Origin of the sequence: Haloarcula sp. S1AR25-4 (assembly GCF_031624555.1) — an archaeon.
Lineage (GTDB): Archaea > Halobacteriota > Halobacteria > Halobacteriales > Haloarculaceae > Haloarcula > Haloarcula pellucida.
The window spans coordinates 1-11,511 of sequence record NZ_JAMQOR010000015.1 but is presented as its reverse complement, the minus strand read 5'-3'; the positions used below and the strand labels follow the sequence as shown (position 1 = coordinate 11,511).

The 11,511-nt window shown below is 60.7% G+C and carries 16 protein-coding genes and 1 pseudogene; 3 read left to right on the top strand and 14 right to left on the bottom strand.

The genetic code is table 11. The features are described 5' to 3' along the window. The 4 genes from NDI85_RS22145 to NDI85_RS22130 form a co-directional block, all read right to left on the bottom strand. Positions 1 to 362, bottom strand: a 362-nt coding sequence (locus NDI85_RS22145) for a DUF6735 family protein (protein WP_310917075.1), incomplete at its 3' end; no start/stop codon positions are given. Between the two features lie 67 nt (positions 363 to 429). After that, positions 430 to 810: a hypothetical protein gene (locus tag NDI85_RS22140; protein ID WP_220619783.1), complete on the bottom strand. Its 381-nt coding sequence runs from the start codon at positions 808 to 810 to the stop codon at positions 430 to 432. A gap of 91 nt (positions 811 to 901) precedes the next feature. Further along, positions 902 to 1,090 carry a hypothetical protein gene (locus NDI85_RS22135; RefSeq protein WP_006183366.1) on the bottom strand — a complete coding sequence of 63 codons (189 nt, stop codon included), beginning with the start codon at positions 1,088 to 1,090 and terminating at the stop codon, positions 902 to 904. Between the two features lie 138 nt (positions 1,091 to 1,228). After that, positions 1,229 to 2,110, bottom strand: coding sequence for a hypothetical protein (locus NDI85_RS22130; RefSeq protein ID WP_220619922.1), 882 nt, complete (start codon positions 2,108 to 2,110; stop codon positions 1,229 to 1,231). Positions 2,111 to 2,246: 136 nt separating this feature from the next. Here NDI85_RS22130 and NDI85_RS22125 point away from each other — a divergent pair, with 136 nt between their 5' ends. Next, positions 2,247 to 2,798 (top strand): hypothetical protein, encoded by a 552-nt coding sequence (locus NDI85_RS22125; RefSeq protein WP_142980786.1) that lies wholly within the window; start codon positions 2,247 to 2,249, stop codon positions 2,796 to 2,798. Positions 2,799 to 2,805: 7 nt separating this feature from the next. Here NDI85_RS22125 and NDI85_RS22120 read toward each other — a convergent pair whose 3' ends face one another. From NDI85_RS22120 to NDI85_RS22110, 3 genes are all read right to left on the bottom strand, one after another. Continuing rightward, a complete protein-coding gene (locus NDI85_RS22120; RefSeq protein WP_142980787.1) occupies positions 2,806 to 3,258 on the bottom strand; it encodes a hypothetical protein in 453 nt (150 codons plus the stop codon). After that, positions 3,255 to 3,767: a winged helix-turn-helix domain-containing protein gene (locus tag NDI85_RS22115; RefSeq protein WP_142980788.1), complete on the bottom strand. Its 513-nt coding sequence runs from the start codon at positions 3,765 to 3,767 to the stop codon at positions 3,255 to 3,257. The genes NDI85_RS22120 and NDI85_RS22115 overlap by 4 nt, the downstream gene beginning before the upstream one ends. An 80-nt stretch (positions 3,768 to 3,847) precedes the next feature. Then, on the bottom strand, positions 3,848 to 4,774 hold the full coding sequence (locus NDI85_RS22110; protein ID WP_220619784.1) for a transcription initiation factor IIB family protein: 927 nt from the start codon (positions 4,772 to 4,774) through the stop codon (positions 3,848 to 3,850). Positions 4,775 to 5,070: 296 nt separating this feature from the next. On the opposite strand from NDI85_RS22110, the gene NDI85_RS22105 reads away from it, so the two are divergent. Beyond that, the gene (locus tag NDI85_RS22105) at positions 5,071 to 5,466 is read left to right on the top strand and encodes a hypothetical protein (protein WP_142980790.1); all 396 of its coding nucleotides are present in this window, start codon (positions 5,071 to 5,073) and stop codon (positions 5,464 to 5,466) included. A 393-nt stretch (positions 5,467 to 5,859) separates the two neighbouring features. Here the strand turns inward: NDI85_RS22105 and NDI85_RS22100 are convergent, their stop codons facing one another. Beyond that, a complete protein-coding gene (locus NDI85_RS22100) occupies positions 5,860 to 6,243 on the bottom strand; it encodes a hypothetical protein (protein WP_142980792.1) in 384 nt (127 codons plus the stop codon). Positions 6,244 to 6,388: 145 nt separating this feature from the next. On the opposite strand from NDI85_RS22100, the gene NDI85_RS22095 reads away from it, so the two are divergent. Next, on the top strand, positions 6,389 to 6,634 hold the full coding sequence (locus NDI85_RS22095) for a hypothetical protein (protein WP_142980793.1): 246 nt from the start codon (positions 6,389 to 6,391) through the stop codon (positions 6,632 to 6,634). A 196-nt stretch (positions 6,635 to 6,830) separates the two neighbouring features. On the opposite strand, the pseudogene NDI85_RS22435 reads toward NDI85_RS22095, so the two are convergent. The 6 genes and pseudogenes from NDI85_RS22435 to NDI85_RS22070 all read right to left on the bottom strand — a co-directional run. Further along, positions 6,831 to 6,920: pseudogene (locus NDI85_RS22435) on the bottom strand (DNA-binding protein); the annotation flags it as partial. A gap of 1,021 nt (positions 6,921 to 7,941) precedes the next feature. After that, the gene (locus NDI85_RS22090; RefSeq protein WP_310917074.1) at positions 7,942 to 8,571 is read right to left on the bottom strand and encodes a hypothetical protein; all 630 of its coding nucleotides are present in this window, start codon (positions 8,569 to 8,571) and stop codon (positions 7,942 to 7,944) included. A gap of 207 nt (positions 8,572 to 8,778) precedes the next feature. Next, complete coding sequence (locus NDI85_RS22085) at positions 8,779 to 9,645, bottom strand: DNA-binding protein (protein ID WP_310917073.1); 867 nt, start codon at positions 9,643 to 9,645, stop codon at positions 8,779 to 8,781. Positions 9,646 to 10,224: 579 nt separating this feature from the next. Then, positions 10,225 to 10,485, bottom strand: coding sequence for a HalOD1 output domain-containing protein (locus tag NDI85_RS22080; RefSeq protein WP_310917072.1), 261 nt, complete (start codon positions 10,483 to 10,485; stop codon positions 10,225 to 10,227). An 84-nt stretch (positions 10,486 to 10,569) separates the two neighbouring features. After that, the gene (locus tag NDI85_RS22075) at positions 10,570 to 10,899 is read right to left on the bottom strand and encodes a hypothetical protein (protein WP_310917071.1); all 330 of its coding nucleotides are present in this window, start codon (positions 10,897 to 10,899) and stop codon (positions 10,570 to 10,572) included. A 6-nt stretch (positions 10,900 to 10,905) separates the two neighbouring features. After that, the gene (locus NDI85_RS22070; protein WP_310917070.1) at positions 10,906 to 11,256 is read right to left on the bottom strand and encodes a hypothetical protein; all 351 of its coding nucleotides are present in this window, start codon (positions 11,254 to 11,256) and stop codon (positions 10,906 to 10,908) included. Positions 11,257 to 11,511 lie beyond the last annotated feature (255 nt).

Here is an 11,511-nt window from a genome sequence, read left to right as displayed (position 1 = left end):
GTCCGATAGGCGGTCACCTCGAACGTCGTCGACACCACGAAGAACCCCTCGTGGTGGAGGTAGTCGAGATGGTCCGCGACGATCTCGTCGAGGGTGAGCCCGGTGGCGCGGGGTTTCGGCTCGACGACCGTCGACTGTCGGTCCTCGTCAACGAGGTAGCCGTCGACCGCATCTGCCTCGAGGCCATCGGCAAGCTCTGCGAGGAGCTGTTTCGCCCACTTGGAGTCGGTGTCGTCGCCACCGAACGGCGACTCAGCCGAGATTCGGTGCTTGAGCTTCAGGTTCGCTGCACCCCAATGGCTGTAGTGGTGTGTATACTGTCCGTCCGTGCGTTCGTACGCAACGAGTGCGCGATGTCCCATCAAGCAATCACCTCACAGGGCGACCGCGACTGGATCGCCCCGCACCCCTCCCGGGGGACGAACAACTCTACTCGTCGATCGGGTCGAGGGAACTGAGGTCCGCGTGGAGGACTTCGCCGTCGCGAACGACGTACCGCTTGGCCAGGACTGGGAAGCGGCACTTGGTGAACCCCGCCGTCTGGATATCGAACTCTTCGTCGGCTTCGAGGTGGTTGGCGAGTTCTCGCAGGAATTCGTGGGTCACGATGCCGCCCTCGTAGTCTGGGAGGCCGTTCTCCCGCGCCTCGTACACCTCAAAGTCGTCGTACCCCCAGATGGTGAGCTCTCCGTCTTCGGTCACCTCCCAGTCGAGCGTCCCGAAGCAGTAGCTCTCACAGAGCTCGCGGACTGCCTGCGGATCCGATACGATCGCGCCAGTCGACGTCGTCGCAGCTTGCAGTGTCGCCATGTCTGGAGTTCACGGGGTCGCCCCCGCACCCCTGTCGGGGGCGATAAACCGACGCGAGAGGTGCCTCCCTGGTCGTGGCCGGGGACTCCAGTCAGGAATCTGCGTGGGCGTCCGCCCCGGCTCCGTCGCTCGGCCGCGTGAGAAGGCTCACCTCTTCCAGGAGGTCTCTCGCGGTCTCGACTCGCTCTCGATCCGCGTCGTCCAATCGGTCGACGTCGAGTCGGTTGAGATTGCTGAGTATACGATGCATCCGGTAGCCCTGTTTGAACTCTTGCTCCATCGGAAGCGCCTCACCACTCGCCGGCGCGGAAAGACACCCCATCGAGACTGGCGTCGGGCTTGCAGGAGCTCGCTGCCTTAACCAACGACCCTCGACGCTACTCGCAGGGTGTTGGTTAATCAACGCCCAGCACTGGCGCTACTCGAGACTGGGTCCGTAGCGAGCCGCGCCACACACCCGACACTCCCAGATCGGTTGTCCCGTCCACGCCTCATCCGGGACCGACTCGTGGGTCTTGAACCGATGGTCGGTCGCCCGTCCACAGGTTTGACAGTCGAGTTCCTGCGTCGTCGGTACCGACGACTCTTGCCGATCAGCCCCAGCTTCGCCGGCGGATTCGGTCAGCGCCATCGCTGGAACCAGCCACACCGCGTCGACGGCGTCGTCGAGGACCGCGTCGAGACGCGACGCGTCGCGGATGCCGTCCCCACGCTGGTCGTAGAGCCGCGTCGGGGCCTGCTCCTGACGCTCCGACGCTTCCTGCCTGTGCCACCCTGTCCGGTCACGGGCGGCACTGAGAAGCCGCTCTCCCTCTCCTGACGATACCTGAATCGCGTCGGGAAGTGAGGGCCATTGCTCGGCCAGCTGGCGCGCTGGCGCCTCGTCGAGATCGTAGATGAGCGTGTAGTCGTCGACGGCCGGCTCCGCCTCGTTGGCGGAGAGGAGGTTCGCCGCGGCGCCGCCCTTCGCGACGGCGCCGTAGAACGTGGTCGACTCGACGACCAGGTGGATGATACCGAGATACGTCGTCGACGCTGACTCAACCGAGCTGGTGGCGTCACTCTCGAGATGGTTGGTGAGACAGAACCGGCATTTCGTCTGGCCGTCTGGGACTGACGCCCCACAGGACCGGCACTCGCCATCGGCGGCCGTCGGCGCATCAGGGTAGCCACCAGCGCTTGTTGCGACGCGTTGCCGCCGGGGGGCACCCTCACAGCCGTCGTCCAGCCTCGTGTCCGGAATGTGGGACGCCTCGCCGGTCGGCCGCAGTTCGGCAAAGTCAGTATATCGGTTGTGCATCGGTTGGCTCATAGTTTCAGTCGGTTTCGTATTTCAACGTCCGGACGCCTTCGCTCGTAACAAACTCTTGATTATGCGAGATAGTACAATCATATATGGGAGTTCAGCGCCAACACTGTCGCAAGAGGTGCCAAGCATGTCCGAATCCTCGCGAGATGGGGTCCAGTCGTGGACTGAGTCGATGAGCGCCCGCGACCGCATTCGAGCGGTCACCGAGACGCTTCGCGAACCGCGGTCGGTCAACTGGATCAGCGAGCAGGCCGACGCCGCCTGGAGTACGACCAACGACGAACTTCAGGATCTCGTCGACCAGGGCCAGCTGCGTCGCGTCGAGGCCGGTGAGACGACGCGCTACCAGCCGGACTACACGCGTCTGCTCTTCGAGGAGATCCGGACGCTCATCGAGGAGAACACGCGCGAAGAGCTGCGCAGCGAATTGGCCGCGATCACCGAGGAGATCGAGGAGTGGCAGGCGACCTACGACGTCGAGACGTGGGAGGAGCTCGAACAGTCGCTCGCCGACGGTGACCTTGCAAGTGCGGAGCTCCACGAGCGCCGTGAGGTGATCACGCGGTGGGAGGAGAATCTGGAAGACCGTCGCCTCATCAAGCACGCGTTGACGCTCTACTCGGATGTCGAAGCCGCTCGTGAGCAGATGATGGACGTGGCTGACCGCTCCATGCGCTAATGCCGTCTCACGGCGGGTTTGATGCGCTATTCAGCTGGTCCATGTTGTCGTCCTCGTACGCTGCTCGCCACATTGTATGGACTGCACGAGTCACGAGTGAGACCTCGGTCACGTCGATACAGGACGGTTCAGCTGCCGTCGTGGCAGCCTCGGGCGAGGGATGAAAGTGGGTCTCGGGAGAGTGTGTATTCGGGTGGCGATCGAAGCGCCAATTGACGTCGTCGCTATCGACGTAATGGAACGAGTACATCCCCAATTCGCTCCATTGGATATCGAGTCGAGCGCTCTCGGCGTTGCCAAGCCCGTCGCTGAGACTGATCTGCAGTTCCGTGGGGGCGACGACGTCGTCGTACGCTGTTTCGTCTACAAGCGGTTCGAGTTCGAGCCAGAGGTCACGAATCCGCTGGAGTGCCGGAAGATAGATTGGTCCGAACTCGCCGGCGCGGTCGTCATCGCTCATACAGCGAGCTGGTGGCTGGCCTCGTCGTAGGCGAGTGCTGCTTGGGCAACGGCGAGATTCTGCCGCGTCGTTCGCCACGCGGTGAGATCGTCCCAGCCCGCTGTCTCGTCGGCGTCGAGTTGCTGGGCGAGTTCCTCCGGTGACACCACGTCGTAGCGGTCCTCGTAGCGCCGGATATCGGTCTTCATCTCCTGGATGCTGTCGAGTAACTCCGGCCGATCGACTTCCTCTCGGAGCTCGCGGATCCGGGACATCAATATTCGGTCGCTGTTGCGCTTGTACAGCGTTGTTTGGCCGTCCGGTTCCGTCTCGGCGAACCCGGTGTTCACGAGGGTCTTACAGTGGCGACGCGCCGTCGGTTCGCTCACGAGGGCACGGTCGGCGATCTCGACCGCCGACTGCCCGTCGTGGGTCTGTTCGACGATTTCGTACACTCGCTCGAACGGCGTGGTGTCGTCTTTCCAGTCCGCCTTGACCTGCTCGTTGACGTCGTCCCACGTCTCGGTCATACTGGGTGCTATGCGGGCTAGGAACAAATAATTTTCTGAGAAAACTATCTCTTTTTGTCTGTGTTCGTGCAGGAGCGTTCTCAGGCTACCTGCTCTTTTAGTGTCTCGTAATGCGCCCGGACAGTCGTCGGCGTGACGTTCCCGGACTCGGCGACAGCACACTGCGTCACCCACCGCCCCTGTTCTTGGCCGGCCGTGTAGAGACAGGCTGCGGCGAAGCCGGCCGGGTGGACGCCGGTCGTCACCCCCGCCTCCTCGGCTGCTTCGGCAAGTACTCGCGCCCGGCGTCGGATCCGCTCCGAGCAGTCGAGGTCGGATGCCAGCCGCGGAATGTACATCGTCGGCCTCACGGGTTTGGCTGGGAGTCCCAGCTCCTTGTTGAGTGTCTTGTACGCGTTCGTGACCCGCGATTCCCCGACCGTCGCCACCGCCACAATGTCGTCGAGGAGCTGCGACCGGCCGTTGCACCGGCAGGCCCCGTAGACGCTGGCCGCGGCGATGGCCTCGATGGATCTGCCACGAAGCAGATCCTCGTTCTGGGCGCTCCGGAAGAGCTGACACGCCTGGTCACGGACCGAATCGGAGAGGTCGAGCGCGCTGGCCAGACGGCGCACCTCGCCCAACCCGTGTGCGAGATTCCGTTCCGCTTTCGACCGCCAGCGCCCACGGGTCTGCTCACGACGCATCCGCGCGAGTCGCCGTCGCTTCTGCCCAGAGATCTCGTTCCCCTTCGCGTCGGTACCGCGACCGATCTCCGTCGACAGGCCGCGATCGTGGCGGGCCGCAGTGAGTGGAGCGCCCGTTCGCTCGCGCTCCTCGTCGTCGTACGCCCGCCACTCCGGCCCGTGATCGATACGCTGTTCGTCGATGACCAGGCCACAGTCCTCGCAGACCGTTTCGACCGCGTTCGTGGTGACTCGACCGTCGCACTCGGGACACTGGTTCGCACTCGATTCCGTTCGGACGTCTTCGTCGAAGCCCGTTTCGTAGATGTCTCTGGTTGCCATGAATACACACGAGGGGACGCACGCGAATCGCGCTCTCGGAATGCCCCTCACCCATCACGGGGCAAATACACACCACACGGGACGGCGCTGACTCCGATGGACTGCGGTGGCGAAAGCCCGGCCGCGCAACGGCGCGCAGCGCCGTGAGCAGCCCGGACCGTGGAGGTGGTGGGAGGTGGCGGTGACCGCTACACACCAGCAAAAAAGGGGCGCGTCGCCCTGGCTCCTCCTCGACCGGGATGTCTGAATCCCAACCAGACTACATTTATTGGTGCCCAAGTCGTAGTTTTCCCGTTATGAAACCCGATACGCGCGAAATCATCAACGAGGAGCTCTGGCGGAGCGTCGTCTGGCTGGCCATCGGCCTGTTTGGCTGGTCGCTTATTCTCACGTCGACGGATGTGCTTGCGGCATCAGCACTCACCGCGCTGGGATTACCTCTCCTCACGGCTGCGGTGCTGGCAGCCCTAATGGTTGGGATCCGTCTCGCGACTGGCTTGGAGTTAAAAGCGAAGACCGAAGGCAGCCAGCTCCTCTGGTTGATTGTCGGGAGTGTGCTCGGTGGATTCGTCGTGCTCTACGACGTGCTCGTGAACGGACGTGGCCCACTCATCATCCTCGGCTACGCTGTCGCTGTCGGGTTCGGGGTCCTGATCTGGCGTGTTGCTCGGCGACAACAGTCGACAGTGTGAGAATGGATTGGCTCACTGCATACAACGGCCTCCTCGTTCGTATGGGACTGTATCTTTTGATTTTCTGGCCGACGGTCGGGTACTATGTGTACCGGGATTCGGTGAAACGAGGATTGTCCTCGCCGCAACTTCGCGGGGTCACGTATGGGTTCCTGGGAGTACCGGGGCTGCTCGTCTATTTGTACCGGAAATCTCGTGCAGAGACGCAGTCAGCGTAGCCGTCGAGGTATAGCCACAGAGAACGGTTCGAACAGCAGCATCTGCGGACAGTTGGACCCTATCAAACGAGCGCTATGTACGATAAGCCTCCCTCAACTCACCATCGCCTGTTTTCATCCCATAACATCGACCGACCACTCTAATTGGTAGTTACAGGGTATTGAGTGAGCCATCTCAATTGACAATTGACGGCCCATACTGAAGAACCAGCCCAGGAATAATTACGCCGACGAGAATGAGGACGCCGACAAGCACCGTATACGGAAGAGCAGTGAAGGTACTCAATCCGAGGAAGAGGGCCACCGCTACGAATACACAGACTGAAATCACAACGTTCTCGCGGGAAACAAGTGGTTCGTTCCGTACAATGATGACCATCGAAACAGCCAGCAGTACTAAAATCGCGATTACTGCAGCGGTGAACACCTGCATTGAGTCGATTGCAAGTCCGTAGAACAACCCCAGACCGGCGAGCACGTACGCAAGCCCCAAGGCTGCGAGCCCGGCCAACTCTGTGCGTGAACGGTCGGTTTCCTCGTTGTCCACAGTTGTTGGCATGTGATTATTTTGATGGCCACGATATAAAACACCCTGTGCATTGTCGGGGAATTGATCGCTGAGACCAGCCTACAGTATTCGTTTGATAGAATCTCCATGTTGCATACAGGGAAAGTATTTCCCTCTCACAGACAAGTATTAAGATATGCGATTTATGGGACTGGGGAAGTGGGAGATCGCCTCGATTCTGGCAATGGCGGCCGTTGCCGGTATTTTCGCGTATTCCCGGGCGGGGATGGGAGGTATCTCACTCCTTGTTAACGTACTTCTACAAGTCGTGATAGTTCTCGTCGTTGGAATCGGGTTCTTCCTGCTATTACATCATCTTGGCTTCTATCCCGGCATTGCGGACGACTACTTCGCTCGTCGAAAAGAGGACAAGAAAAAATAAGCACGCTCTACGTACCAGTCACGTCAGGAAGCATAGATTGATCTCGACCTCTGGAGGGACTGTCTATGATCTCCTCTGTTAGTCCGTCTACAAGGTCGTGGCTGCGCGCGCAGCGAAGCGAGCACGGAGCGGAGGGTGGGGCGGTGGGGCTTGGGTCGGTCTGGCACACAGCAAAAAAGAGGGTTGCTTCGACTGGCTATTCTTCCCACCACCGACCGCGCTCTGGGAATTCGATCCGACTCCAGCCCGTGATCGCGAGACTGCACCGACCTTGGTACCAATTTCTTAGCGTACTTGAATTGGGCTTCCTCAATTCTTGAACCACCGCCTGCTCCGAAGGATGTTCTTCCTTGATATTCTGTAGATCAGGTACTATACAAATCTATGAACGGATTGTGGGAGAAGCTGTCAGTTTCGGTGGGTATTTCTAAGCCCGTGCTGTATAAACAGCGCATATTCAGCACGGAGGGGATGTCAGAATCATGCTGTCCGAATCGCTCAGTGTAGAGCCTACATTCAGCACGACTAGTCCTTTATTTCACCCACTTCCTTCTGAACCAGCCGTTAGGTAGGTGTGCGAACTGAACGAGATGGTTCACCAGCGACGAGCGACTTCATAGGCTACTGTGGTTGGGAGGAGGACAACCAGTAAGACGAACGTGATTTCACCTGTTGTTGGGCCAGACTGCGTGAGGGCACTATAGACATAGAGTGCGGCGACAGCAAGCACACCGACGATAGCTGTGACGTATTGAGGGTCGCTCCACGAGGACGGAAATTCTGAGCCGGACATACCTTTCTAGTCTCCCGCTGATATGATATATCCTTCCTCTGTCTCGGTCACGACGCTTCTGACGGGAATCAGGGATGTTATGACCTAGTTTGTTCTATCGTTCATCTGTACTCACCTTTCGTTTGGTGGTTGCGCTGAAGGGTGTGCGAACTATCTCATTATCTGCTCTCAATTAGTGCATTTATGCTGCTGAATCCGTTCCGGTAGTCCGACTTTCCCACAGATAGGACACTCTTGCAGCGGTGTCGGCGGCAAGTTCTCCCATTCTCGCAACGCAGCCTTGAGATGCCACTGGACATCGTCTGATTCTGTACGAGTCAGTGCCTGCACGAGATACATTCGCAGCCGTTCGCGGCTTGTCGTTGTCTGTTGATCACTCATAACTGGGTCCGAGAGGACGAATTGTATCGCCCTCCACCCTTTTGAGGGCAGGACAAACCTCACGCTGCACGCTCACCTTCCTCGTCTTGGGAGCGCGTACACCGAAGCAAGTACTGAGTCGAGCTCGATCTGACTACTTCGGTGAGTACTCCATCCCCCAGAGTTCCTCGAAATACTCGAGTGTGTATTTCCCTCGACTGCCACCTTTGTACGAGTTGAACCGGTCGACGTAGTACATCACCTCAAGAAAGCCTTCTTTCTCGTGATGGACGCCCTGGTCCATCCGGGGCAGAATCTCGTCGAGGAGGAGATCGACCTGTTCGCGCTTGACGATGAACTGATCGCGGAGCGGGGTCAGGAGCGTCCGTGTATTGCTGATACCCTGCACGCCCCAAATGTACTGATCGCTCCGGTTCTCATTGGATTCGAGACTGGACACATGACAGTTCACGCCGCGAGCATCACAGTACGCACAAAGCGCCTCCATCAGGTGGTCACGATACGTCTCGGTGACCTCGATCTGCGGCTGAAGTCGATGGTCGACTCGATACTCACTATTCTGATCTACTTTCACGCCAATCCAGCCTTCTGCGTCGAGAGTTCCAGTCAACTGTTCGTGGGTGATTCGGAGCATTGGTGCAAGTTCAAAGCCGGTACTGTACCGCTCTCGGTCGGCAATTGAGATGCGGATACAGCCTTCGCCGTCGAAAAAGCCGGTGAACCACGCATCGAAATCGTGGGTCTCGGATGAACTATTTGTCATCGCGCTGCGCCCATCGGCGGCGCCAATAAACTCTCCCTGCTACACTTTCGACATCTAGAAGGGGTCAACTCACCTTCACATCCTCTACAACGGTTGTGGCTGCGCGCGCAGCGACCATCGGGAGCGAGCACGGAGCGGTGGGTGGGGTGGTGGGGCTTGGGTCTGGTCCGGCAAACAATAAAAAAAAAAGAAGACTGCTCTGACTGCCTATTCTTCCCACCACCGACCGCGCTCCGGGAATTCGATCCTCGACCACCCGGTCAGCGCGATTGAGCACCGGCCCTCGTACCAGTTCTTGGCTGCTGCCCGGAACCGAACTGTCTGACCTTCACGCACCACCGTCTGCCCGGATTTCTCCCAGCAGGTGAACTTGATTTTCCCGCTGTCATCCGCTATCAGCCCGACTTGCTGGATGCTCGTTGAGGAAGGCTCCCAGAGGGTCTCGATTGTTCCTTCGACCGTCACCTCACCGACGGGCACGTCCGGCACATCTGCAATGGGCACGATTGCACCGGGGACTGCCTTCTGCTCCTCCAACGTCTCCAGCACCGCCTTCGTCACGTCCTGGCCGCGCTGCACCTTCTCGGCCAACTGCTTTGCGACGACTGCTCTCGACCAGCCGCCCTGCACTTCGTCGCTGATCCGCATCGCCTGCTTGTTCACCGCCGCGAGTTCGTCTTGCGTCAGCTTCTCTCGGGGATCCGTGCGCTCCACCGGTTCGGGCTCGTCTCGGCCACACTGCTCGTCGACGACCTCCCGCGTCCGCTTCGCGCGTCCCTCCTGCTGACTGAGTTCCGCCTGGGCACTGATGTGCTCCAGCTCGGCTTCCCGGGCCTCGATGCGCTCCTCCTGTTCGAGAGTCTTCCCGAACATGTGATCCGGGCCTTCCTCGACCCGCGCATCTGGGTGGTTGGAATCGACTTTCGCCTGCACTTCCATGTCGACCGTCGCCCGGAACTCCGGGGTCTCGTCGACGACTTCGAATCCGTCCTCGTCGACCTCGGCTTCATCGTGTTTCTCGAAAGCCTGTTCATCGACCGAAACTACTTCACTGGAGACGTTCTTACTTGACATTGGAATCGACCTGATTCCGAAGGCGCTCAGCGCCCGACACCGCGATGCTCCAACATCGCGGATTTCCTCGACGACTACGACCGACAGACTCGTCTGCGCGCTCTCGCTCGCGCCTTCGCGAGCGCCCTACCGGGCGCGAGCGAGAGCGCGCCCGAGTGCGGCGACCCCAACCAGCACCGCGCGCCGACCCGCCCGGAGCGAGCGGCCAGCGGAGAAAGCGTGGGGGGTGAGCAGCCACGCCGCGCAACCCCCCGCGCTTTCCCGCTGGCGCCGAGGGCACATTCATTTTAGCCCGGCAGCCCGCCCGCTACTGCAGGCAGGCAGCCCGGAATGGTCGGTCGCGAGCGTCGCGGAGGGCGGCAGCGGCGAGCGGGGCGGGCCGTGACGTACTCACCTGTCCAACCGGCTGCGACACTCGGCGACCCAGCTACCGTCCTGGCGGACTCAGAAAGGGCGAGGCCGCTTCGGTCGTCCCCCGACCCCGCAAGCACCGCAGGGACGAGGAGCGCAGCGGTGGTTGCGGGATGCCGAGCGGCCGAGGGCTTTCAGGGAACGTCGCTGTCGCCGAATTCGATCGCGTTACTGATCCGGTGCTCCGGCTGGCTCGTCGAGAAGGACGTCGACGCCGTCGTGGGTGACAGCGAGCTGAATCCCTTCCACAGTGAACCGGACCTCGACGTCGCCGGTTGAGGATGCGAGAAGCTGTTCGAGTGCCTCGACGTCGACGGCATCGTGGAGCTGATACGACTCACTCGCCAACCCGTGGGCTTTCAACGTCTCGACGATTTCAACGAGTAGATCGGGGGATGTATCTGAATCTCTGGGGGTGCCGGGTGCCATTGTGGCCTTAGCGGGTACATAGGGCGAATAGGAATTAAAAATAGGGATTCGACGAACCGTCGCTGCGGGCTTTCAACCGGTCCCTCAGCCGTCGTCCTGTGCGTTCAGCTCCTCGAGGAACCAGCTGGCGGCGGTCCCGATCCGAACGCCATCGACGTTGCGCATCTCGAGGCCGTTCGTGGCGGTCCGAAACGGTTGGTCGTCGACGAGGATGCGGTGGATGACTGTCCGGACGGACTCCGTTCCGTACCTGTCGACGAGCGCCGCGACCGCCGTATCGAAATGCGCATCCTCGTGCTCGGCTCGCGGGTTCTGCGCCCGGTGGATCACGAGGTCGACCACATCGTCGACCGATGCGTGCTCGGGATTCCCGGTTTGCTCACGAACATTATAGTTGGCCTCTGTATCAGGCATTACGAGTCACTCCGCCGCGTCGTCCGTATCGGTCGTCGCCGAGTCGGTTTCTCGTTGCTCGCGGATTGCAGCCAGCGTCTCCTCAAGCGTATCCACACTCCCGATCGCCGCGAGTTCATCGGTAATCTCGTCGATGAGCGCGGCTCGCTTGACGGCAGTCGCGTCGCCGGCGGTCGTGTCGATCGATGTGACGCGAAGCGCCCGCGTTTCGTGCCAGCCACAGTCCCAACAGTCTCGGGTCACCTCGATCTGCTCGTCCTCTTCCGCTGCGAGGACGGCGTCGGACCGCGACGTCGAAAGTGGCCGGTCCGTTCCGACCTCGAGGGTGACAGGGGACCCGCACGCGGGGCAGTCCATAGTCATCCCGAGGAGCGCCCGTCTGTTGAAGATAGCGGAGCGACGGGACAGCGACACAAACAGTGCCGATAGGGCGTGGGACGGTGTAGCCACGGCCAACTGTGAACCTCCCGCAGTGGTCGCCGTACCACTCGCGTCGACGATCGCTCGGCGGGTCAGTCAGAGACGATGTGCGCGTCGAGGTCGCGCGTCCAGTACGTTGCTGGCCCGCCTGGACTACACCGCGCACAGACCTGTATCGGGCCTTCGAGGTGC